Origin of the sequence: uncultured Sulfitobacter sp., assembly GCF_947500075.1 — a bacterium.
In the GTDB taxonomy this organism is placed as follows: Bacteria; Pseudomonadota; Alphaproteobacteria; order Rhodobacterales; family Rhodobacteraceae; genus Sulfitobacter.
This window is the reverse complement of the sequence record NZ_CANMQS010000003.1, coordinates 534,004-557,228: the sequence shown is the minus strand read 5'-3', so window position 1 is coordinate 557,228 and position 23,225 is coordinate 534,004. Positions and strand designations below refer to the sequence as shown.

General features: G+C 55.7%; 25 protein-coding genes. 11 read left to right on the top strand and 14 right to left on the bottom strand.

Features of this window, described 5'->3' with window-relative positions; translation table 11 throughout:
* Window position 1: 1 nt before the first annotated feature.
* On the top strand, window positions 2-1,129 hold the full coding sequence (locus Q1A91_RS12585; protein ID WP_299877594.1) for a flagellar biosynthesis protein FlhB: 1,128 nt from the start codon (window positions 2-4) through the stop codon (window positions 1,127-1,129).
* A gap of 6 nt (window positions 1,130-1,135) precedes the next feature.
* On the opposite strand, the gene Q1A91_RS12580 is transcribed toward Q1A91_RS12585, so the two are convergent.
* From Q1A91_RS12580 to fliL, 4 genes are read right to left on the bottom strand one after another with little or no spacing between them, the layout of a single operon-like run.
* On the bottom strand, window positions 1,136-1,792 hold the full coding sequence (locus tag Q1A91_RS12580; RefSeq protein WP_299877591.1) for a hypothetical protein: 657 nt from the start codon (window positions 1,790-1,792) through the stop codon (window positions 1,136-1,138).
* Between the two features lie 3 nt (window positions 1,793-1,795).
* Window positions 1,796-2,194 carry a flagellar motor switch protein gene (locus tag Q1A91_RS12575; protein ID WP_299877588.1) on the bottom strand — a complete coding sequence of 133 codons (399 nt, stop codon included), beginning with the start codon at window positions 2,192-2,194 and terminating at the stop codon, window positions 1,796-1,798.
* The gene (locus Q1A91_RS12570) at window positions 2,175-3,128 is read right to left on the bottom strand and encodes a flagellar motor switch protein FliM (RefSeq protein WP_299877585.1); all 954 of its coding nucleotides are present in this window, start codon (window positions 3,126-3,128) and stop codon (window positions 2,175-2,177) included. Before Q1A91_RS12570 ends, Q1A91_RS12575 begins: the two co-directional genes overlap by 20 nt.
* A gap of 11 nt (window positions 3,129-3,139) precedes the next feature.
* Complete coding sequence (gene fliL / locus Q1A91_RS12565; protein WP_299877581.1) at window positions 3,140-3,835, bottom strand: flagellar basal body-associated protein FliL; 696 nt, start codon at window positions 3,833-3,835, stop codon at window positions 3,140-3,142.
* Between the two features lie 102 nt (window positions 3,836-3,937).
* Between fliL and fliF the strand changes: the two genes are divergently transcribed.
* The 5 genes from fliF to Q1A91_RS12540 all read left to right on the top strand — a co-directional run bounded on the left by fliF (window position 3,938) and on the right by Q1A91_RS12540 (window position 8,586).
* Complete coding sequence (gene fliF / locus Q1A91_RS12560) at window positions 3,938-5,638, top strand: flagellar basal-body MS-ring/collar protein FliF (protein ID WP_299877578.1); 1,701 nt, start codon at window positions 3,938-3,940, stop codon at window positions 5,636-5,638.
* Window positions 5,635-6,288, top strand: coding sequence for a FliH/SctL family protein (locus Q1A91_RS12555; RefSeq protein ID WP_299877575.1), 654 nt, complete (start codon window positions 5,635-5,637; stop codon window positions 6,286-6,288). The genes fliF and Q1A91_RS12555 overlap by 4 nt, the downstream gene beginning before the upstream one ends.
* Window positions 6,289-6,654 (top strand): FliM/FliN family flagellar motor switch protein, encoded by a 366-nt coding sequence (locus Q1A91_RS12550; protein ID WP_299877573.1) that lies wholly within the window; start codon window positions 6,289-6,291, stop codon window positions 6,652-6,654. It begins immediately after the preceding gene.
* A 6-nt stretch (window positions 6,655-6,660) separates the two neighbouring features.
* A complete protein-coding gene (gene fliP / locus Q1A91_RS12545) occupies window positions 6,661-7,473 on the top strand; it encodes a flagellar type III secretion system pore protein FliP (protein ID WP_299877570.1) in 813 nt (270 codons plus the stop codon).
* A gap of 90 nt (window positions 7,474-7,563) precedes the next feature.
* Window positions 7,564-8,586, top strand: a complete 1,023-nt coding sequence (locus Q1A91_RS12540; RefSeq protein ID WP_299877567.1) for a flagellar motor switch protein FliG — start codon at window positions 7,564-7,566, stop codon at window positions 8,584-8,586.
* Between the two features lie 265 nt (window positions 8,587-8,851).
* Here the strand turns inward: Q1A91_RS12540 and Q1A91_RS12535 are convergent, their stop codons facing one another.
* From Q1A91_RS12535 to Q1A91_RS12515, 5 genes are all read right to left on the bottom strand, one after another.
* A complete protein-coding gene (locus Q1A91_RS12535) occupies window positions 8,852-9,676 on the bottom strand; it encodes a DUF1217 domain-containing protein (protein WP_299877564.1) in 825 nt (274 codons plus the stop codon).
* An 11-nt stretch (window positions 9,677-9,687) separates the two neighbouring features.
* Window positions 9,688-10,107, bottom strand: a complete 420-nt coding sequence (locus tag Q1A91_RS12530; RefSeq protein WP_299877561.1) for a flagellar biosynthesis repressor FlbT — start codon at window positions 10,105-10,107, stop codon at window positions 9,688-9,690.
* 6 nt (window positions 10,108-10,113) lie between these two features.
* On the bottom strand, window positions 10,114-10,512 hold the full coding sequence (locus Q1A91_RS12525; RefSeq protein WP_299877558.1) for a flagellar biosynthesis regulator FlaF: 399 nt from the start codon (window positions 10,510-10,512) through the stop codon (window positions 10,114-10,116).
* 216 nt (window positions 10,513-10,728) lie between these two features.
* Window positions 10,729-11,166: a hypothetical protein gene (locus Q1A91_RS12520; protein WP_299877555.1), complete on the bottom strand. Its 438-nt coding sequence runs from the start codon at window positions 11,164-11,166 to the stop codon at window positions 10,729-10,731.
* Window positions 11,167-11,574: 408 nt separating this feature from the next.
* Window positions 11,575-12,303 (bottom strand): winged helix-turn-helix domain-containing protein, encoded by a 729-nt coding sequence (locus Q1A91_RS12515; RefSeq protein ID WP_299877553.1) that lies wholly within the window; start codon window positions 12,301-12,303, stop codon window positions 11,575-11,577.
* Window positions 12,304-12,562: 259 nt separating this feature from the next.
* On the opposite strand from Q1A91_RS12515, the gene Q1A91_RS12510 reads away from it, so the two are divergent.
* The 3 genes from Q1A91_RS12510 (at window position 12,563) to Q1A91_RS12500 (ending at window position 14,808) form a co-directional block, all read left to right on the top strand.
* Entirely contained in the window at window positions 12,563-12,784 is a 222-nt protein-coding gene (locus Q1A91_RS12510) for a hypothetical protein (RefSeq protein WP_299877550.1), read from the top strand.
* A gap of 229 nt (window positions 12,785-13,013) precedes the next feature.
* Entirely contained in the window at window positions 13,014-13,481 is a 468-nt protein-coding gene (locus Q1A91_RS12505; protein ID WP_299877547.1) for a MucR family transcriptional regulator, read from the top strand.
* 133 nt (window positions 13,482-13,614) lie between these two features.
* On the top strand, window positions 13,615-14,808 hold the full coding sequence (locus Q1A91_RS12500) for a flagellar motor protein MotB (RefSeq protein ID WP_299877544.1): 1,194 nt from the start codon (window positions 13,615-13,617) through the stop codon (window positions 14,806-14,808).
* An 8-nt stretch (window positions 14,809-14,816) separates the two neighbouring features.
* Here Q1A91_RS12500 and Q1A91_RS12495 read toward each other — a convergent pair whose 3' ends face one another.
* A complete protein-coding gene (locus Q1A91_RS12495) occupies window positions 14,817-15,365 on the bottom strand; it encodes a flagellar motor protein (protein WP_299877541.1) in 549 nt (182 codons plus the stop codon).
* A 155-nt stretch (window positions 15,366-15,520) separates the two neighbouring features.
* Between Q1A91_RS12495 and motA the strand changes: the two genes are divergently transcribed.
* A complete protein-coding gene (gene motA / locus Q1A91_RS12490) occupies window positions 15,521-16,390 on the top strand; it encodes a flagellar motor stator protein MotA (protein WP_299877538.1) in 870 nt (289 codons plus the stop codon).
* Between the two features lie 3 nt (window positions 16,391-16,393).
* Window positions 16,394-16,831, top strand: a complete 438-nt coding sequence (locus tag Q1A91_RS12485; RefSeq protein ID WP_299877535.1) for a hypothetical protein — start codon at window positions 16,394-16,396, stop codon at window positions 16,829-16,831.
* A gap of 97 nt (window positions 16,832-16,928) precedes the next feature.
* Here Q1A91_RS12485 and Q1A91_RS12480 read toward each other — a convergent pair whose 3' ends face one another.
* The 4 genes from Q1A91_RS12480 to Q1A91_RS12465 all read right to left on the bottom strand — a co-directional run bounded on the left by Q1A91_RS12480 (window position 16,929) and on the right by Q1A91_RS12465 (window position 23,215).
* The gene (locus tag Q1A91_RS12480; RefSeq protein WP_299877532.1) at window positions 16,929-20,105 is read right to left on the bottom strand and encodes a PhnD/SsuA/transferrin family substrate-binding protein; all 3,177 of its coding nucleotides are present in this window, start codon (window positions 20,103-20,105) and stop codon (window positions 16,929-16,931) included.
* Between the two features lie 99 nt (window positions 20,106-20,204).
* Complete coding sequence (locus tag Q1A91_RS12475) at window positions 20,205-20,564, bottom strand: Hpt domain-containing protein (RefSeq protein WP_299877529.1); 360 nt, start codon at window positions 20,562-20,564, stop codon at window positions 20,205-20,207.
* Window positions 20,565-20,635: 71 nt separating this feature from the next.
* Entirely contained in the window at window positions 20,636-21,691 is a 1,056-nt protein-coding gene (locus Q1A91_RS12470; RefSeq protein ID WP_299877526.1) for a response regulator, read from the bottom strand.
* Window positions 21,692-21,940: 249 nt separating this feature from the next.
* Complete coding sequence (locus Q1A91_RS12465; RefSeq protein ID WP_299877523.1) at window positions 21,941-23,215, bottom strand: NAD(P)/FAD-dependent oxidoreductase; 1,275 nt, start codon at window positions 23,213-23,215, stop codon at window positions 21,941-21,943.
* Window positions 23,216-23,225 lie beyond the last annotated feature (10 nt).

Genomic DNA, 23,225 nt, shown 5'->3' with positions numbered 1-23,225 from the left:
CATGGCAGAGGACAACGACAGCACCGAAAAGACGCTAGAACCAACTGAAAAGAAGTTGGCCGACGCGCGCAAGAAAGGAGACACACCGTCTTCCAAGGAAGCCGGCACGATGGTGGTTGTCATCAGCATGCTGGCCATCGTCGCTTTTGTCCTGCCCCTGCAAGCGCCCAAGATCGCCAATGCCCTCGCCGCGTTGATTGACCATGCGGGCGAGATGAACGTGGCCACAGGCAACCCCGGCCTGACCCGATTGGGGCAGATCATCAACGAATTTATCATCAGCACTGTCGTCGCCATCGCACCGATCTTCGGTGCGCTTTTGCTGGGCGGGCTGATCGGGGCGGTGCTTCAGGGCGAAACCGTCATCGCCTTCGAGCGGATCAAACCGAAACTGTCCAAAATCTCGCTCAAGGAAGGGTTCAAACGCCTGTTCTCCGCCAATTCGGTGGTGGAGTTCGTCAAGAGCATCATCAAGGTCTTCGCCATCGGCGCGCTAGCCGTCTGGTTCACCAAAGTCGCTGTTGAGGCGATATGGCAGACCACGGGTTTCCTGCCGGAGGCACTGCCGGAATATCTCGTAAGCTCCGCCAACAGATTGCTGATCGCAGCCTCGATCTTTGTTGTCCCCATCGCAATCGCCGACATCCTGTGGCGTCGGTTCGAATGGCGCAAAAAACTGCGGATGAGCCAGAAAGACATCCGCGATGAACAGAAGGAAAGCGAAGGTTCCCCCGAGATACGCGGCAAACGGGCGCAGCGGCGGCGTGAACTGTCCCAGCAACGCACCATTGCCGTGGTGCCGATCGCCGATGTGATCCTGACCAACCCGTCCCATTTTGCCATCGCGCTGAAGTATGACCCGGAGAAAGACATGGCTCCGGTCTGCATCGCCAAAGGTGTCGACGAAGTGGCCCGCCGCATTCGGGAGATCGCCTTTGAACATGAGGTGCCGGTGATTGAGAACAAGCCGCTCACACGGCTGCTTTATGATCTGGTGGAGGTTGATCAGATTGTTCCCGGCGAACATTGGGAAATTATCGCCGAGATCATCAGCTTCGTCTTCGACCTGAAGAACAACAAACTGCGTCAGGCCCCGAAGGGATCCGTCCTGCGGACCGAATTGGATTGATCCACGTTACTTCAGCTTGATCCCCACCAGATCCTGATCGCCGGGCAGCTGCGAGCGTTCAAAGATGATCTTTGACACAGCCCTTGCCCTTACCGGTGAAATCTTGGCGAGGATCGGTGCCGCGGTGCGAGGGTTCATCGTGCCAAAGATCATGATCGTCGTCTCAATATCCAGATCGTCCATGATCCGCGCCGCGTCGGCTGGCTTCATGTTGCTGTAGAAATCAATCAGCCGATCAAGGTCTTCCGTCTGCGCGGCTTCCACACGCGCCAACATGTCCTCAATGGAACTGTAGAGTTCGGTGAGAGAGGCTCTTTCCACATCCAGACGTTCACGTGCCAGAGCGATCTCCGCCTTGCGCTCTTCCAGTTCCTGTTGCTGCTGGTAGACCAGATCACGTTCCCGGACCAAGGACCGCAAAACATCTTCCGGGGCCTCACATTGCCCGATAATCTCTGGCAGACCAGCGACCAGCGGGGGGATCTCTTCGGGCTCTTCTTCCTTTTCCTTGGGCTTTGTATCTGCGGCCTGAACGATCATCGCATCCTGCGGTGTCTCCGGATCATTGAACAACGGCAAGATGGGCAGGGACATGGCCGCCTTGGTGAAGACGGTCAAAGCCAACCCACCCAGGATCACTTTGCTGCTGAGCAATTTGATCACGGATCAGACCCTCGATGTCGCGGGAGAGTTGTCAAAAAACTTGCGCACCAGATCTTCCTTGTCGCGCATCACCACAAGACCGGGTCGTTCAGCAAAGTGATCCGGCGCAGACCGAGCTGCCGCCGCCGGGCGACGCCCCGAGGAAAACGCCGCCTGTAGTGCCTGTTCTTCCTCCTGCTGACGCTGCTTCTGCGGCAGGGTCTCAGCCACTTTGATGTTTTCGCGCATCTGGTAAACCGAATGCTCCGACTTCTCCACCGCGCTGGAGAACTGGACCACAAGTGTTTCCATGTCCTGCAAAGCGTTCATCAGGTAGCGAACCTTGCGGGAGACCGTGTAGCCATAGCCAATGCTGCCGATCAGCAGCACAATAATCACGACGTCAATCAGTGTTGTCAGCATCTTCACCCACCTCCAGGTCCTGTAGTTTTTCCGTTATCTGAATGGCCACATAGCCGTTCGTGCGTTTGCCCAAGGCCGCTTTGAACATCGGCTTGTCCGCGCCCATCACCGTGGCATCCGCACCCTCTTCGATGCACAGATCCACGATGTCACCGACCGACCAGCCCATGATGGTCTGGATCGGCACTTCGATCTCGTTCAGCACCACCTCAAGATCCATGTGGGCCATTTCGATCTGATCGGTGAGCAGATCCTTCCACCCATTGGACCCTTCGCCCCGGTCCCCGAAGTAGATCTTGCCAAGGTGCGGGCGGATCGGTTCCAGCGCATCGTAAGGAATGACCACTTCCAACGCGCAGGACTGCCCCGCAATCGCGACAGAGAACCGCATCCGCGCACAAAGACTGTTGCTGTTGGCGACACTTGCGGCATCGGGATCCGTCTCTACCCTGTCCAGTTCCAGTTCGGCGGAGCCAACGACAGACAGGCTGCGCTGCAATTCGAACAGGGCAGCCTCCGCCAGACGCTGGCCGAACCGAAGCTCGATGGACGTGAATTCATCGGCCTCTTCAATGGTCAGCTGATTGGCTTTTCCACCCAACATCAATTCCATCACGGTGACGACCAACGGCCTGTCGATGACCAGCAGGATTTCCCCATCAAAGGGATGACCTGTCGCCACAGCCAGAACTGCCGGAGAGGGAAGCCCCTCGATCACCTGCGCCATGGGTAGGTAATCCAACTGCTGAAACGAGGCCTCACAGACCGCGTAGGTCATGTCAGGCAGCATCACGGACATGTTGGCCACCAACCGTTCTCCGATGATGTCGAGCATCGGCAGGCGATCAAAAGTGAAATCCGACAGCCGAATGATCTCATCAATCAAACTGACGTTTTCGGGACTGATACTCTGAGCAGAGAGGCGCTTGTTCACAACATCAATCCCTATTGCAAAATCAGTTCTTTGATCAGGATCTCCTGCGGCAGGTCATTCCCGACCGCAGCGCGTGCGCGTTTCAGCAGTTCCGCCTTGATGTAGAGGATGCCCGCCATCCCCTGCACATCAGACGCCGTCAAACCGCGCAGATAGGCATTGAACAGATCCCGCATAAATGGCTCGCGCTGCTCGATCAGCTCACTTGCGCCGGGTTCGGTCCGGTAGGCCATGACGATGTTCACCTTGAGGAAGGATTTGACCGGCCTGCCGAAACTGTCAAAACCGTCCACGTTTGTGATCAGGTCGCCGAACTCCATCAACCCTTTCTCACCATCATTCTTGCCCTTGGCCTTGTCGTCCTTTTTGCCGTGACCATCATCCTTGTCCGCCTTGGCGTGGTCATCCCCGCCGCCATGGCCATCATCGGCGTAGTCGTCCTTGGCCTTGTCCTTGCCACCGTGGTCATCACCGTGACCGTCATCGGCCATCTTCTCCGTCTGCTCTTCACCGTCCTTGTATTCGACCTCGAACGCTTCGCTGTCTTCGACGTAAGCCATACGCGCCAGAAAAAAGCCGCCGCCAAGGGAAGCGATGCACAGGCCAACTGCCATCAGGATCATCTTGCGGGAGCCGCCGGATTTCTTCTCCGCGTCGCCGCCGTCGTCCTTCTTGGGCTTTGGATTCTCTTTGGGTTTCTTGGCCATATCTCTTCCGAGGTGATCACTTAAGAATAATCCGCAAAAAAGTAAGAAAACACAAGATTAGTTTTGATCAATACTTGCGTTTCTTCTTCCGAATGTGATGTATTGAGTCAAATATCGGAGAACATGGTGCAAGAACTGTTTGAGAACTTCAAGAATCTTGGGCGGCAAAGGTTACTTATCCTTGGCGGCACAACATTTGGGGTGCTTCTGGCGATGCTGCTGGGGATTGGCGCGGTGACGCGCCCGGACTATGCGCCGATCTATTCCAACCTCTCCGTCTCGTCCGCATCCTCGATTGAAGCCGCGCTGACCTCTGCCGGGTTCAACGTTCAGGTGGGGCCCGACGGCACCACCATCTCTGTCCCGCAATCCGACAAGGCGCGCGCGCGCATGGTTCTGGCGGAAACCGGAATGCCCATTGATGGCGATCCGGGTTGGGAGCTGTTTGACCAGCAAGGTGGGATGGCGATGAATTCCTTCCTGCAAAAGATCAACCGGGTCCGGGCCATGGAAGGCGAGCTTGCCCGGTCGATCCAGACACTGGACGGGATCGCCTCTGCGCGGGTGCATCTGGTCCTGCCGGATCGGGAGCCCTTCACCCGCGAAGCACCGACCCCCCGCGCATCCGTCATCCTGCGCCCGCAGGCCGGTCGCGCCGTCAGCCGCAAGGAAGCGATTGCTGTGCGCAATCTGGTCGCCTCAGCCGTTGCTGAGCTGGACCTGACCCGTGTGACCGTCTTGTCCGCCAGCGGTGAAACGATCCTGTCCGAAGACCCCGGCGGGCCGGGTCAGGGCAACATGCAAACCGCCAAATCCGCAATCGAAGACCGCCTCTCCCGCGAGATCGAGAATATCCTGACCGCCCGCGTCGGGGCGGGGAACGCGCGGGTACACGTGAACGTCGAACTGACCACACAGCGCGAAGTGATTGTTGAGCAGTCCTATAACCCCGATCAGCAGGTTGTCCGCTCCACCGAAACCAAGACCGAGGATCAGACCGACACAGGTGAACAAGGCAATGTGGGCGTCGAAAACAACATTCCCGCAGCACTTGCCGACCCGGAAGGTGGATCAACGTCAAACCGCAGTGAAGCGGATGAAATCGTCCAGTATGAGATTGGCAACACCCGCCGGGAGATTGTCCGCGAAGCCGGTGAAGTGCGCCGCATGACCGTCGCTGTCCTGGTGAACGGGATCTACGCCGTCGAAGACACCGCCGTGAACTATTCAGAGCGCACACCAGAAGAAATGGATCGACTTGCTGAACTGGTGAAATCCGCGGTGGGCTTTCAGGAAGCGCGCGGTGATACCATCTCTGTCGATAGCATGCGGTTCATGGATTACTCCATGGATCTGGGCAGCCCGATTGAACAGAGCATGACAGACCGGCTGGCAGAAAGCGCCGTGCCCATCATCCGTGGCCTGCTGGCGCTGCTGATTGTGGGTCTGGTGATGATCCTGGGCGTGCGCCCCCTGCTGAAGCGTTTGAGCGAACCTGCCGCCATCGCGCAAGACGATGAAGCACCCGTACCGGCCCTGCCCGATGGCGAAACGCCATCTGCCATCCCGCAACCATTGGGCCAGCAACCGAACCCCATGCCCGCACCCGTCCCCGCAAGCACCTTTGCTCCGAACCAGCCCCCGATGTTCGAGGCGGAAGAAGTTGAGTACATCCAGAAGCAGGGCATTCGCGGCAATCTCCACAAGCGCAAGATCGACAACATCCAAAAACTTGCGGATGACAAGCCGGACGAAGTTCTGCGCGTCCTGCGGTCATGGTTGCGGGTTGAGGCCGAAGCATGACCGATCTGTTTCAACGCAATTTCGACGCAGAGATGAACGGCCTTGTCAGTCACGCCGATACCCCCTCTGCACGCTCGGATATTGAGCTCCAGCTGTTGATCGAAGAAGCCCGCCGCGAAGGGGTGGAGATCGGCAAAGCCGAAGGACGCCGGGAGGCCGAAGCCGCCTTTCAGCAAACACTCGCGGCAAGCGCATCCCAGGAACGCGCCGCCATTCAGGAACAGCTGAAAATCCTGCTGAGCAAGGAAACACACACCCGCGCCCAGATGGAACGCGACATCATTGAGATGTTCCTTGGCATCTCGGAACGTCTGATCCCCGAACTGCTGGACCGCTACGGCCCCGATCTGGCGGTTGAGACCATCCGCCAGAGCATCGAACGCACGCGCAGCGCACAGGTTCTTACCGTGCGCGCCAGTCCTGAGGTCACAGACGTTCTGGCACGGGAGAAAGTCGATTGGCTCTATGAGGACGCGCGCGGCGTCGACATCAACATCGTCAGCGACACCAGCATGGTTCGCGGCGCCGTGGAGGTCGCATGGGATGGTGGGCGCCTTGAGTACAACCTTGAAGCCGCCTGCGATGCCATTTTCGCAGCCCTCCAGGATGCGGCTGACGCTTTGAACGAAACCCACAGTGAGGCGAAATAGATGGACGAACCAGAACATGACGTCGCGGACGCTGATCAGGAACAGATGATCCCAGCAGGCAGCGAGCCTGTGCCGAAAGACCCAAAGCAAAAGGCAGCAGCCGACACCGACGCAAAGAGCATGGATGCGATCTTTGGCGTCAAACTCAATGTGCGCGTGGTGCTGGGTACAAGCCGGATGCAGATCTCTGAACTGCTGAACCTGACCAAAGGGTCGGTGATTGAGCTGGACCGCCGCGTCGGCGAACCCGTTGAGATTATGATCAACGACCGTACCGTCGCCCGTGGCGATCTTGTGCGCGTTCAGGAAGACATGCTGGGCGTTGCCCTGCGCGAAATCATCAAAGACTTCGTCTCCGAAAGCTGAACCAGAATGCTGCGCCGTCCCCCTTTCCGGTTTGCGGTATGGCTGCCTGCCCTTGCAGGGGTGTTGGTGCTGATCGCACAACCCGGCGCAGCGCAGGACCTGGATGTTGGCGGGCTGATCCGGGATCTGTCCACCCAGTTTGGCGATGTAGAACCCGGAAGCGACCAAAGCGCGACCCTCTCCAGCCGTCTGATCCAGCTTTTTGCGATCATCACACTGCTTGGTGTGGCGCCGGGATTGCTGGTGGTGATGACCAGCTTCACCCGCTTTGTCATCGTCTTTTCCATGCTTCGCCTTGCATTGGGCCTGAACCAGACGCCGCCCAACATCGTGCTCAACGCGATGGCGATCTTCATGACGTTTTTTGTCATGCAGCCGGTGTTTGAGGATGCGTGGGATTCTGGTGTGAAACCGTTGATGGACAATTCCATCACCGAAGAGCAGGCCGTCACGGCAATCTCAGAACCCTTCCGGACATTCATGTTGGTCAACACACGCGACAAGGACCTGCAATTGTTTCAGGACATAGCCGCAGAAACCGATGCGGCCCCGGCCGATGTGGATGCCGAACCCAGCTGGCGCGTGCTGGTGCCTGCTTTCATGATTTCCGAACTTCGCCGGGCTTTCACCATCGGGTTCCTGATCTACCTGCCCTTTGTTGCGATCGATCTGATCGTCGCATCCGTTTTGATGAGCGCCGGTATGATGATGTTGCCACCTGTTCTGGTGTCTTTGCCCTTCAAGGTGATCTTCTTTGTGTTGATCGACGGCTGGTACATGCTGGCCGGGTCGCTCATTCAATCCTATCTTTCGGGATAAAGATCAAAATGTCGATATTCTTGTATTAACACAGCTTAAAACCATCTATCCTTGCTACCATAGACCAACAGGCAAATCACACCGCAATCCATGAACCAATTCGTTCCCTTCAAGAAGAACCGCCGCCTGACCGGGGCGCAGAAGTCAGCGATCCTGTTTCTGTGTATCGGGGAAGAGCGCGGCGGTGCGCTGATGCAGCAGCTGGACGTTGCGGAAATTCGCAAAATTACCTCTGCCATCACCACCATGGGCGAAATTGACGCCAAGGTTGTCGAAGACATCATGGAAGAATTCGACATCAAGGTAAATTCACCCAGCGGCGTTTTCGGCAACATCGAAGCCGCGAAGGGGCTGCTCCAGAAGTTTCTGCCAGAGGAACGGGTGACAGAAATCCTTGCGGAGATTGACGGTCATACCACCGACAACGTCTGGGACGACGTCTCGAAGCTGGATGAAAAGCAACTGACTGAAATCCTGCGCAAGGAACGCAATCAGACCGTCGCGGTGATCCTCACGCGCATCAGTTCCGACGCAGCCGCAAAGGTGCTCCCGCTTTTGGGTCCTGAACGTGCAGCCGAAGTTGTGGCGCGGGTGATGGAGATTGACAGCCTGCCGACAGACGCGATCAACAACATCGAAAACTCCCTGCGGGACGATGTCCTTGGCAAAGTCGGACGCGGGTCCGAAGGGCGCGTTGAAGGGCAGTTGGTTTCGATCTTCAACAAGTTGGATGAGGATCTGTTCAGCAGCATTTCCCGCGATCTGGAACAACGCGATCCGGAACGGTTCGGGGCGATCAAGCAAAAGATGTTCGTCTTTGATGATCTGATGAAGTTCAAGGAAAACATGCTTGCCAAGATTATGCGCGAAGTCGGCGGTACAACCCTGCCGCTCGCATTGAGAGGCGCAAAAAAGGAAGTGCGGGAGCATTTCCTCGGCTCCCTCCCCTCCCGTTCCCGCGACATGTTGCAGGAAGAGATGGATCAGATGGGACCGGTCCGGTCAAAGGACGTCAGACAAGCGCAATCCGAATTGGTCGAGGCCGCATTGCGGCTGCTTGCAGATGGCACTGTTGAATTGCCTCTGGAAGATGAGGATCTGCTTGAAGATTAGGGTCAGGACCCATTAATCCTGCACCACTGGTTTGACAGATTTTTCTCGTGACGAGGCGCGGCTGCGCAGGAACTCTTGTTGAATTTCAAGCAGATGCAACGAAGCTCACGGGGAAAATCCGTCAAATCCTACGGACGACAAAACCGCTTCATTTCAGAGGCTTGAGCCATTTGCAATTAACCCGTTAGTCGCTGCATGTCTCAAACCACTGAACTTTCGCGGTTTTGACGCCAGTGGCGCAGGATTAAAGGGTCCTGACCCCAGGTCAGCGGTACAGCGATGCCGCTGAAAATGTGACCGAGGGCACGTTCAATGCAATCGGCACGAACTGGGCACCGAAACTTGCAGAACTCAGGATGTTCAGCGCCGCACTTGATGCCAGCGCCTGTTGCGGGTTCTGGACCTCGGACAGCGCGATAAACCGGGAGACGAGGTCTTCACGCACTGCCGGATCGGACAGTGTTTCAAGGTCGAACTTCTCTGACATGCGGCGTTGCTGAACTTCGACATCCAGACCCGACAAAGCCGACGGCAACCCAAGGGCAATCTGGAAAAACTGCGTCAATTCAGGGTTCCGCAGAACCTGGAACCAGTTCTCAAGATCTTCCGCAGCATCCCGAAACTCCAGAACGCGACCCACGGCCACGTTCTCTGCCTCATATCCGGAAATGAACTGTCTGTTGTAGAACCGATTAACGATGTCTTCGGCAAACTCTTCGGTCGTGAAATCAGGCGTCTGCGGGCCCTCTGTTGTGGTGAAACCCAGGGCCAGGTGCATCTCTCGAAACCGGATATCCGTCAGCCGGTTCAGCAAGGACGATGGTTCTTCCGGATCGCTTTCAAGGATTTTCCGGATCATGCCCTTGCCGAATATCTGGTCCTCAAGATCAAAAGCCCGCATCACGAAGCTGTAGACTTCGAAATCAGCGATCAGTTCTTCGGGCGTGGTGATGCCGCCAATCCGCTCGCGGAAGGCTTCCTCACCACGCTGGTTCTGTGCATCACTGCGCAACAGCTCCATCTGGCGGTCCCGCGTTGCATCCACAACGCGCAACGCAATTTGCCCACCAAGTCCCGATACACTGATCATCGTCCTGCTCCCTACTCCGCAGCCGTCACGACCTGCCGACTGTTGAGCATGTCAAAAAGCTTGGCTTCATAGTCCATCAGCGGCCGCAGAGCGCGCATCGCCTTGTAGAAGTCTTCATGCGACACATGCGACGCCGCTTCAAAGATGTGCTGAGACATTTCATCATGAAAAACGGGAACAAGCTGCCCCAGTTTCTTTTGGATGATCGGCACAAGCTTCTCTCTGACGCCACTGTCCAGAAGGGCTGTCTGAATGAAGAAATAGACTTCCTTAACAGGGGTACGGGCCTCTGAATCGTTCAGAAGATCGCGCTGCCGCACGATATCACCTTGGCTTTCGATCAGAATGGTCTGGCGTCGATCTGAATTTCGGATCACACACCCGTTGATCAAAACCACTTCGTTGGGTTTTAGGGTAAGATTAAGTGGCATATCGAACTACTCCACCGCGCTGTAGGCTTGACCAGCAAGCCCATCAATGATGCTCCGGTTGACGTCGATCAGCGGGCGGATGTTCTTGCCCCCTGACATGACACCTTGCGAGTGGTTCTCCACCCAGAATGCCAAAGACACCAGCGCACCGCGCAGTGTTTCAGGCAAGCCATTCTCCTTTTCAAGGAGATCGGATTTGAAGGTCATCCAGACCATCTGGTTTTTCCAGACAGTATGGCGCAGACCATTCGCCAAAAGCTCCAGCCGCTCAATCCGGCGGTCGCTTTTGTCAAAATCTTCGAACTTCTGTTCTAGTTCGGCCGTCACTTGCACAAGAATACGACGCTCAATCTGTCTTGGCGCCTCTGTGTGCGAGATCGTCCGCTTGTACGCGGTTACGCTCATTCTCGTCACCTGTATGTTTTTTCTGCCTCGCAACAGACATTACAGAGACCCGGTTAACGCCCGTTTAACGATTTTTAATAAGTGGATAATGAGAGAAAATTTGGTCGCTTCACACGCAACAGTTGCCAAAGCGCAACAAGTATCAGGAGCAGATCAGATTATAACACTCTGATCTTACTAAATATTACAGATGCCGATTCTCTTGAAACAATTACGTCAGTTGATGGGGGTTTGCTGTAGCGCGCGCCCTGTTGATGTCGCAGAAATCAGGGGTTTCGGAAGGTCAGCAGGCGCTTTGGCCCCTGAATCCATCATCGAAAGCTCAAGCAGGATACGGCCAACGGTACGTCCCAGCTCTTCTGTTGATCCACGGGTCTCACCGGGGCTGCTAATGCGTTCAACCAACACCACGGTCGTCTCGTCGATCTCGATTCCCATTTCTTCCAGAAGCACGTCAGCCAGACTGGCGCCAGGGAGGATTTCATACCCGCCATAGCTGACAAAGGGCTCGGATCGCGCGGTTGAGGACGTATCAACCAGAGACAGTACCGGAGCTGCAAGCAAAGACGTCAACAGATACGAAATCGGGGACCCGTTCAGGTTGGTCCGCTCTTCCAAAGCGTCGCTCCATATCTGCTCAAGTAGGGTATCCATTATCTGATAGTCCTTGCTTCTTTTTTTGTTTCTCAGCGCGCGAACAGCCCACCCGCTACAATCACAGGTTAGTAATTGGTTAAGCTAAGGGAAACGAAAGAATTGTTAATTATTGGATTCTCTCCAATGGGTGCAAGGACAGGACTCTGCATAGCTTTTGCGGACGGCACCCGACAACTCTCTCGATAACTTCCCGGTATTTATGTCATTTTTGGGGCAACATGTTGTGGCACGTTAAACCAATCTTCCACCATATGGTCACTCGCCCGAAATATGGGGGCACTTATCCACCGGACGCGTTTACAAATCTTCCCTTCAGGTTAAAGAATGGGGCAAAGCGCGTTTTGACGACCCAACGTCAGCCTGACTGCAATCACAGGTAGTTGGTCGATCTGCCGAAAGTTTGGATCAGTCATCCACGGAAGAGAACAGGTTGGAACCGTTGGTCGACAGCCGATATCCACGCGACCGAATGGTTGCAACCGTCAGGTTTGACCCAAACGCCGCAAGCAGTTTCTTGCGAATCTTCGCCATGTGGACATCAAATTTTCGGTCGCCATGTCGCCAGGGACGCGCGTCCAACGCCAAGCTCAACTCATCCCGCGTCACGATACGGCCGTCCTTCGCCATCAGGATCCGGACAATCTGCGCTTCAGCCGTCGTCAAATCCGCGAGGTCCGCCACATAAGACTCAGCCTCCCAATCGGCAGACAAATCAATTGTCCTGGATGGATCCCACTTATGTCCAAGATGGTGTCGCAACCTCAGCGCGATCTCTTTCAGGTCGGCCGGCCAATGTACAACGTCCGCGGCGCCAGCCTCGTACATCTGCGCGCCCAGGTCTGGAAGATCCTTGAGCACCGCAATGACGAGTGTCGGCATCCCTTTGTCCCGCACAGCTGACACTTGCGACAACGCAGACTGGTTGTGAGGATCAGCATAGGCAAAAAACACATCTGGCGCGGGTGCGAAATACGGTTCTAGATCCACAAACGCATCGTCCGTTTCCGTGACGACCTTGCAGTCACACTGCAACACCACCCGCAACAGGTAGCCCAGCGACGTCACAACCGCCGGATCATGCGACAGAATCACACAAGAACAACTACAAGGATTCACTGACATAATGCTGGCCAAACGAGGAGGCTTTTCTCCGAAACAATCGAAGATGAGCCATTCAGAACCAAAGCATATCCATGTTTACAATGGTTAACAACTGGTTCAAGATGATAAAATTATTGGGAAATATCCAGCATTTCTCTCGCCTTACCCACGAACTCTCACAAAAAACCACACCTCAGCCCATTCATTTACAATAATTTAAACTTGGCTGACTATCTATGGTTTTGAGTTAAGCAGAAAGCTTGACCAAGTATAAGTTGAGTTAGCAGGCAAGATGGCATCTACAAACCACCCGAACACATCACGAAATATCGCCTTTGAGGCGGCAGTTCGGCTCGATTCGCTCGTGCGTCAGGACGCACTCGATCCCTACTCCCGTGCCATTTTGGAAAGCGCCCATTCTTTCCTTCAGGAACAGGATTTCATCCAACAGCCCCGACCAGACGACGACAAGGACAAGATGACAAACGACCAGTTGTGCAAACTTCTGTCGTGACAAAACCAGGGGCACGTCCAACACGGGAACCACCAATCTTGTCAAAAGTAAGCGCTTTTTCGCTAACCATGCGCGCCATGGTCGAAATTTCGCCGATACAACAACTAACAGACCTTTCTTCTTGTCATTGAGGATTTTCGTCTCAATAGTCGCTCCAGATCATGAATAGTGCATATCTCATGACGCCTCTGTTTATGTTTCGCACTTGTAGTTGAACGAGGAAGTAAAGATGAAGAATGTTGCTCAGTCAGCGATGTCAGAAGCGATGATACGCATCGTATCAGCCTATGCGTCTCGGGAAAGCGCGACGGTCAAGGATATCCTTGAACTCATCCGAAGCCTCGATGGTCATGTTGAACAGGATCTCGGCAGTGCCACCTTGATCGACATGGCCGCAGGGTCACAATCTGCGAAACCGCTTACCATTACACCCGCTGTTCCGATCGAAGACTCAGTCACAGACGAAACCGTGGTCTGCCTGTGCTGTGGTCGGTCATTCACCATGTTGAAACGGCACCTGAAAGCGGAACATGGGCTCACCGAAGAGCAGTATCGTCTCAAGCTCGGCCTTCCCGAAGACCATCCGCTTGTTGCGCCCAACTATTCTGTGCGTAAGGCAGAATATGCCAAGCGTATTGGTCTGGGCCGCTACACACGCGCTGCTGGCGTGACCGAAGCGGACAGCTCGTCCGCCTGAAAACTGCGTCACACTAAAATCACAATCCAGCCCTCCAGCAAACGCAATCCATCGCAATAACTTGCCTAAACCGGTGCTGCAGAAGCGCGCCGAATGAACGATCGATAGATTCGACGGACATGAGGCAGAGCAGATGGCAGCAGCAGAGCAGCCGAAGATTTTCAAGAAGGTCGAAGTCATTGAGGGCGGCGGTCACCATGGTGGTGGCTGGAAAGTTGCCTATGCGGACTTCATGACCGCGATGATGGCGTTCTTCCTCTTGATGTGGATCCTGGCCAGCTCTGACGAGCAGGCGCTTAAGGGGATCGCACAATACTTTACAGATGCAACGCTTCCAGGCGGAAGTGGTGTCCTTGATGGCGCAACCATCGGACCGCCAGGCACCCTGTCTGCGTCAAATGGATCAATCGTTGCGCGCGGCTCAGAGCTGGGCGCGATTGACGATCCGACGCCCGCAACCTGGGAAATCCGGGATGTCACACCAAATGACGAGCCAAATGAAGCCGCGGCGACCAGCCATGATGGCGTGAAACAGGCGCCCTCCGCTGGCAGCACGCAGGAAACAGACCAAAAGATGGAAGATGCGGTTGAAGGCATGTCAGGTGCCGCCGCAGGCCAGTCGGAAGACAGCATAGACGGTGCTGAATCGCTGCATGCCGCCGATGACGCCAAATTCGAAGAGCTTCAGAACGAGATCTTGCAAGCCATTCAAGCCAGTCCTGAGCTGGATCAGTTGCAGCAAAGCGTGATTTTCGAGGAAACCCCCGAAGGCCTGCACATCCAGATCATCGATCAGGAAGGGCAACCAATGTTCCAGAGCGGGCGCGCCGAAATGATTGGCAGCACAGAAGTACTGATGACCAACCTTGGTGAGTCGCTTGCCGATCTGCCGAACAAGATCGTCATTTCAGGCCATACGGATGCTGTGCCCTTCGCCGACAGCACTGCCTATGACAACTGGGATCTGTCGTCGGACCGCGCAAATGCGACGCGGCGGGTATTTCTGGGGACGGGCGTCACGCAAGACCGCATCGTGCGCGTGTCTGGCCTTGCCGATACTGATTTGCTTGTACCGGATGACCCAAAGGACCCATCAAACCGCCGCATCTCCATCATGGTGCAGTACAACACATCCGCAAACAGCGGCCCGGTGGCTGAAGACACGGCGATGGCAACGGAAGAACCCGCAACTGAGGCACAAGCTGTTGATATAAAAACGGAAAAGACAGTCTCGACTGAAACTGAAGTGAAAATCGAAACCGCTCCGGCTGTCGTGCCAACCGCTGACAAGGAGGTCTTCAACAACCTCCGCAACGCGCTCCGCTAAGCGAAAGGTTATCCAGTCAATGCTGCAAAACCCACCTTCCGCACCGATGCGAACTTCGCCCGCTTTGCATTCTCGGCAGAGCGGCGCAGGAAATCCGGCACAACCGGTCGTCGACCGGTCTTGGTCAACACTTCCTGAACTTCATCGCTCAGCGGGGCGTCCTCCGAAGGCGCGTCGTGGCCAAGCATCCGCAGCGGATCCAACCCTTCCTCCAGCGCATAGGTGTAGTTCACCGCGTAGTCATGCGCCTCTTCCAGGATATCGGGATTGCAGCTTACCAAAGCCATCAACCGCCGTTCGTCGGAATAGAGGAACTGCCGCGTTTCAAATCCATCAACGCGGGGGACAAAGAGCGTCTCCTCCGTTGGCCAGCCAAGCACCGCAATCAGATGCCTGGCAATGGCGGGACGCTCCTGCCGGTGAAACACCACCATGGAGCAATCGCCGGACGGGTCCAGACAGACAGCAAGGCAGATATCCTGGGGCCAGGACGCGAAGATGTGCTTCACGTCCGTCCCATCCACCAAAACAACAAGTCTACTGCCTGACTTATCCATGTTGTCACATCCCCAAATCAACAACTGATTGCATTTTAGTCCCAAACCCCAAAATTAGAAGCGGTTTTTCATTTGTAAGTTGATTTTTATACTTCACCTACACAGAATTACCGAAAAACGAGCACAAAAAGCAAGAGCAGCAGGAAACACCGAAAATGACGATTCTTATTGGATTTGCCGTCGTAATGGGCATGGTTTTTGGCGGCTATATGCTGTCAGGCGGCGAGATGGGCATCATCATGCACGCCTTGCCTTTCGAAGGCATGATGATCGGCGGCGCCGCCCTTGGCTCCTTCATCGCGGCAAACTCATTTGCCAATATTCTGGGCGCTGGCAAGTCGTTGCTGAAGGCCTTCAAAGGCCCCAAGTGGAAGAGCAAAGACTACATCGATCTGTTGAACCTGATGTTCACTCTGGCAAAGATCTACCGGACAGATGGCATGCTTGCCTTGGATGAACACATTGAAAATCCGACGGAAAGCTCGATTTTCTCGGAATACCCGAAGATTCAGAAGGATCACTTTGCAATCGATCTGATCACCGATAGCTTCCGTTTGCTGGCCTTGCAGTTTGACGACCCCTACCAGTTCGAAGATGTCATCAACCGCAAGCTCAAAAAGCACCATCACGAAGCGCTGGTCGCACCGCATGGTCTGACCGTTGTCGGTGACGCGCTTCCGGCGATCGGGATTGTTGCGGCCGTTTTGGGCGTGATCAAAACGATGGCCTCCATTGATAAACCCCCTGCCGTTCTGGGCCTGATGATCGGGGGCGCGCTTGTGGGTACTTTCCTTGGCGTTTTCCTTGCCTATCTTTTTGTCGCACCCATTGCGAACCGGCTGGAAGCCATTGAAGAGCAGGACGGCATCTTCTACGCTGTGATCCGCGACATCTTCATCGCGATCCTGCACAATCATTCGCCCACAATCTGCACAGAGATCGGGCGTGGCTCTATCCCGACGCTGTTGCAGCCTTCCTTCTATGAGATGGAAGAAGCGCGGCAGTCCATCCCTCAGGCGGCGTAACCTATGTCTTCAACCCGGCGGCTCGCATCTCTCAATCTGGTCCACCGGGTGAAGACCCATACGCTTGAAACCATTGGCGCCGAATTGTCCGAACTGCGTGCGCAGCAGGCGGATATCACGGCAGAACAATCCGCCTTGTCAGAACAGGTGGCATTCGAGGCGGCAAACACCACCTCGGACAGCTACGCCTTCCTGTCCGGCTACCTCCAGTCAGCGGACCGTCGCCAGCAACACCTGGCAGCACAGCTCGCTGAGCTGGAGGACAGGGCAAGCGCGATAGAGGGACAGCTGCTTGAGGCGTTCAGAGACGTCAAGACGAATGAAGCGGTGAAGGGCCAGACCGTTCAGGAGATCAAGCAACACGCAGAGCGGAGCGAAGTTCAGGAATTGGATGACGCCAACCGCGCGCTCTATCTGCTTAAGAAGTCCGGCAAGACCTGAAGCACCTGACCCGCGACAGAGCCATCACATCCTCCAGCGTATTTTTGAACATGCCGTTGTGGGATGGTGAAGCAGCATCTTTGTCCAACCTCTGGCGTCAGGACGCACGGCGCGCGCTGCGTCCTCCTCCACTTGAGAATTTTGATACCACGCCGGCCGCGGATTTCGCAGCTTCATGGCGTTGAACAAATACGGTCAGCGGCCAGCTTTCCGGGAAACCACGGCCTTTGATCGGAGCAAGCAGCGTGACAGACGCATCATTCATCAGGCCATATTTTGCGATGGCATCACCCTTCTTGGCCATGCCGGTATCCTTTGAAAAGACATGGTTTGCCACCGCAGGTTTGTTCTGCTTTTTCAGGATTTCCGCGAGTTCATAGTCATCTGTGACGCTGAGCACGGATATCTTTTCAGCGCTCTTGCGCACGATCAGATCGTCACAATCCGCGATCCAGGCTCCAAGCGTATCAGACGCGGTGACAAACGCCCCCTTTGGCCCGTTGGGATTGGAGAACTCCACAATCGCAATTTCGCAATTCTCCATGTCGCCGTTTTCAAGCAGTTGGGACAAGAGCCCCCGATCCTGCATGTTGATCCAGTTGAGCACGGTGGAATTGCCCATCACACCTTTCCCGTTGGCGACCTGCTGCGCGGTAATGTGGTTCTGCTCTACCTTAACGTCGTCGGCTGCATCACCGAGCCTTGCAACCAGACGTTCAATCGCTGTCTTCGGAATGGTGGAAGCCGCAGAGACAACCTCAGGCACCATCTGAATTGCATTTGCGGACGGCAGGACATCCCCGTTGGCTGTGCGTGGGATCGGGATTACCTCTTCGCCTTCAACCTTTGGCAGATCCACAAAGAACTCGGTGCCTTCACCTTCGACACTGTTGAAATGCACATCCCCCTGATGGCTCTCAACAATCAGTTTGACGATGGACAGACCCAGACCGGTACCGCCTTTTGCCCGCGTGTCAGAGCTGTCTGCCTGCGTGAACTTGTCGAAGATCTGTGCCTGCGCCGCTTCCGGAATGCCGCTGCCTGTGTCGCGGATGCTGATCCGCAACCGGTCGTCCATCTCCTCTAGCCCCACGTGGACAACTTCGCCCTTTTCAGAGAATTTTGCGGCGTTCGACATCAGATTGTCCATCACCTGCGTCAGACGCATCCGGTCCCCGAACGTCATGTAGTTCGTCCCACCGGGTTTTTCTTCGCGCGCAACAGTGACGCCAAGTGTGTCCGCATAATACTGGTTGGATTCCAGCGCCGTTTCCACAAGTTCGTTCAGGTCAAAATTGGACATCGTGAATGTCATCTTGCCCGCTTCGATCTTTTCAAGGTCGAGAATGTCATTGATCAGCGTGATCAAGCGGTCGCAGTTTGTGGATGCAATGCCCACCAGCCCTTTCATCTTTTCCGGCACATCCCCGACCATGCCAGAGGTCACCAGACCAAAGGCGCCTTTCATGGAGGTCAGCGGCGTGCGCAATTCATGGCTGATGGTCGCAATGAACTCCGTCTTGGCTTTCTCGATCAACTTCCGCTCAGAGATGTCGCGATAGATCGCAATCAACCGGGGCTCATCATCCTCCGGCTGCACGTATTCAAGGCTGATCTCAAACGTGACGTCGTTCTTGGCTTCCGCTTCCCATGTCACGCGCCGCTGCGGCCCTTCGATCACCGCTTCACAACAAAGTTTCAGCGAGTCGTAGTCTTCCTCAGTGATGAAGTCTTTCGCGGTCTTGCCCTTCCAATCCTTCCCGAACCGGTTCCAGAACAAGGTGTTGGATGCTGCGACATTTGCATAGAGGATATCAAGCGTCTCCGGCCGCAGAACAACAACCTGATCTTCCGACAGCTCCAGCGCATTGTTGAAACGTTCCTCCGAAACACCTGAACGGGTTTCCGTCACATCGGAGGCAACGATTGCAATCTCGCTCAGTTTGTCAGAGGCGCTGGTGACGGGAATAAACGTACATTGAACCCAAGCCGCGCTGCCATCCCCCTTGGTTAGCTGCAATGCCCCTTGCCATGGGACGCAGGAATTCATGGATTTCATGATTTCCTGCTCAAGCTGCTCATGCTCTGTATCCCGCAGGATTTCCGTCAGGGGGCGTTTCACCAGCCCCGTCCGATCCCGGCCCAGCGTATCCAGCATCCGCTGATTGACGTGTGAAATATTACCGTCCTGCGTCAGCATGCAGAACACCGTGTGGTCCTCAACCGCATTGCGGTAGAACTGCTTTGAGCGAACCTCGGACTTCAGAACATCCTTGCGCGCTTCGGCCAGTTTGGCGTTGCGGCGCAGCTCAAACACCAGGAAAACCAATGAGAAAAAGAGCACGGCACCAAGGCCAATGAACGGCCATCTGTAGGCGTTGAAAATCCGCGCCGCGGCCTGGCGCAGATAGTTTTCATAAGGACGTGCACGCAATGAGATCAGCAATTCATGCACCGCCTGATAGTTCTGCGGGGCTTGCCAGACTTTCCCGCCCGTCGCCTGCACTTCAGGGCTTGTGACATCCAGATCAAGGTAGGCGTTGATGACAAGGGCCAAAGCCTCATCCGGCACATTTGGCATCGCGGCCAAGGCCCAATCGGGGTAAAGCGGTGTGCTGACCATGAACGGAAAATCGACATGCGACATCGGCGCGACAGCACGGAATTCCGCGAGGTCGACAACACCGGCTACCGCGAGCCGTTCCAGCAGACCTGCGCGGACCACGCCTGCATCCACCAAGCCTTCCTGCACGGCATAAACAACTTCCCGCTGGTTCCCGCCAGAAAACATGAGATCTGACAGAGCGCTTGACGGCTCCATCCGGTACTTGCGAAATTCCTGTTTGGCGACTTTCCACCCTGTCAGTTCATTCTCATCAACGGCCATCAAACTTTTGCCACGCAGGTCTTCGATGGACCGGATGGCACTGTCAGCGCGGGTAAAGATCAGCGCACCGGTCTGATCATAGCTCCGCCCTTCCCACATGTGTGCCATCGACAGAATGGCCCGCGCCCCTTCTTCGACCTCAGCAGCGACAAAGGATGCCGGATCACCCACGAAGATATCAATCCGGCCATCCGACAGATGTTGCAAAAACGCGGTATCCGCGATCGGTGTCATGCTGAAGCGATAAGGCACACCTTGGGCGGCGGCATTTTCATTCAGGACCGCCACCATGGGCGACCAATCCTCCAGCGTGCGGGTCACACCTTCCTCGGACATGATGCCGAACTGAATGTTCTCGACCGTTTGCGTCTCAGCGGTCTGGGCCATCGGCAACGTCACAAAGAACGCTGTCGCGACAACCTGCAAAAGCAATCGCGGCAACCACTCTGTCGAGGTACTTATGAAGGACCGGAACGCCATTTCAGATCAGGCAGCCGCCAGTCTTTCCTCGATCTGGTCGAGGAGAAGCACAAGGTAGGCTTCGACGTTTTCAGTATCCAGCGGGCCCTGGGCCTCGATCACCAGATCTGCCTGCTCCTCAAGCTTGGCCGCGATCTGCCCAAGCTCCGCAAACCCAAAACAACCGGCCTGACCATGCAGCTTATGCGCAATATTGCGGATGCCGGTCACGGGCTCTTTGAAGTCCTCATTCTCGTACAGATCATCCAGCAAACCATCAAGCTCTGACACACGTTCGGGAAGCTGCGCAATGAACCTGTCACGGATGCGCGCGATACCGGCTTCAAAGGAATGCGCCGCTTCGTCACTCTTGGTGAATTCACTCATTTTCGTCTCCAACCTCTTGTCTTTAGTTTTTAAGCCGTTGTCCCGGCCTTTTTCTTTTTGAATTTCCTGCGTCAGGGGGTTTGGCGTTTCGCCAGCCTCCCCTTACCGCCGCGTGTCGTCGGCGCCTGTATCCTCTGCCAAAGCCCGCGTCGCTTGCTCTGCGTCGAAGGGGTCTGGGGGGGATTGCTGAACTGCATCACAAACAGTTTCGACAGCTTGGCTGATCTCTCACCATGCTGCTGTTTCATCTTTTTCAGGGCGCGGTCGGCGAATTGCGGGTCCCCTGCCAGCGAGCGGGGCTTTGGCGTCTCATAGGGATGGACCACAACAAGACGATCACGGCGCAGATCCTGCTGCCAGTGCCGATCCCCCATGCGCAGCGCATCTGCCAGCTCACTTTGCAAGTCCTCAGGCGCAAGGGTCCGTTCGGCGTCACACAGGCACAGGAATTGCCCGTCCCCGACGTAAGAGACAACAGCCTGCGTCCCGATCAGGGATTCAAAAAGGATCTCCGCAACATCGCCCAGCGCCGTTTCAAATTCCGCTGGCGTTAGCCGATCAAACAGATCGCGCAAAGCGCCTACCGTGATCGCCACAGCGACCGCCGAAAACGCCCCTTGGGACTGTACCACTCTGGCGTAGTTCAGCAGGGCCTGCCGGTCGACAAACCCGCTGATCTTGCGGTTGAGGATCTTGGGGTCTCCGAATGTTGCCGCGACGGGCACAGGCACCTTGCCAGTGGTGGGAAGCACCGTGGCAGGCTGTTCTGCACGGCGCACTTGCGCGATAAGCGCGCGAACATCAAAGGGTTTGGTCGTGTAGTCGGTCGCACCCGCGACAAACGCAGCTTCGATGTATGTCATGTCGGTCATGGCGGTGATCATGATGATCGGCGTCTTCGCATACCCCGGCAGACCACGCACCTGGCGACACAGCTCAATCCCGTCCAGCACAGGCATCTGTATATCCAGCAGCAGGAAATCAAACCGCTGCGGGCTTTTCTCAATCGCGCGCAGGGCTTCTGCACCATTGGACGTCAGGACAATATCTTCGAAGCCATAGGCCACGAAAATCTCAACCAACAGATCAAGAATGATCGGATCGTCGTCAGCGATCAGCAGTTTCATGGATGCTCCGGCCTCTTGCCGAAAATACCCCTTCCGAAAGCTGTGGTGGGGTATGTTACGTTCGCCTTCTGGCGAAAGTGCCGCAGCACAAAAGCAGCGGACTTCGGATTTTTCCAACCTCATGGCTACGCGACCAATTGGAATTGTTCAACAAATCCTTCCGGATGCCTGTGTTTTGTTTCCCAGATGCAGACAATGCTGCAACACTTGGTATCGAAGGTCCCTTGAATAAAGGTCTTTCAGGTCTTGCTAAACCTTCAAGACCTTGATCATTTTCTTGGCCGCCTTGCGCCCGCTGTTCAGGGCCCCATCCACCAATGCAGACCGCGATCCGCCCATCGCCTCACCTGCGAAAAAGACTTTCTCTGCGATCGGCCTTGCCAGTTTCTTCCGCACCCCATGGGTGCCGGGACGGATCGCAGCATAGGCGCCATGGGTCAGCGGGTTCGTCGCCCAATCCGTGGCCAACCCTTTGACAAAGTGCTTGCGCACAGCGCTGCCAAGCTGTTTTTCCATCTCTTCCAGCGCGAAGGCAACTGTGGCGTCCGGTCCTTCCCGCGACAATTCCCAGCCGAAGGCACCCCCGATATTGCCAAAGACATAATCATACCCGAAGGGCCAGGAGATCAGGAAACACGCCCGTGTCGGAGACGTATCCGGGATGTCATAGCTCATCCACTCGTTCTCCTTCAGCCCAAGGCGTGCGCCATCAAAAAGCAGGGGCACTTTTACCAGCAATCCCATCGGCAGATCATGAACCGCCTGTTGTTTCTCGACCGGCAGTTCAGGAATGAAACTGATCCCCCCTGCGGCCAAGACACCGGTGGAAACAGTCACCAGACACGCCCGCGCCCGGATCGTGCCCTTGCTGGTTTCAACCGAAACGCCCGATCCACTGTAGTCCACCCTATGCACTTTTGAATTCAAGGCGATCGGGATGCCCTCCGCCAATGTCGCAACGACAGTTCCAAGCCCCTCTGCCACGATGTAGCTGGGCTGATCATTGGCGGACAGGTAGTCATCGAGGGTTGAGATATCCTCAAAATCCATGCCGTAATCCATCGGCCCCATCCACGCTTTTGCCGCACCAAGAAAGGGCAGACCTTTGGGGAGCACGGTGCTTCCGGGCACGTCATGCCCCTTCTTGCCGGCCTTGTTCATCGCCTTTTCGACCTGTTCACCTGCGCGCTCATAAGCGTAAAGTTCCGCCGGCGTGGCCTTCCTGCCCTCTATGAAAAGCGCCGTGTCCGCTTCCGTATGATCAACCAGACTAAATCCACGGTTCCGGGCGATTTTGGTGAATTTGTTCTTATTAGAGCCTGATATCCAGGAACACCCCATGTCCACGGGAACACCGAAACTGTCCGATTGCGTCCATGCACGCCCGCCCACCCGGTTTGCCGCTTCAACGATCAGAACGGAGTGACCGCCTTTCATCAGACGCCGTGCCGCGCCAAGTCCGGCCGCACCTGCACCAATGATGACGACGTCGGGATTTGACGGGAAAGGGGGCTGTGTGGTCATGGTAATCTCC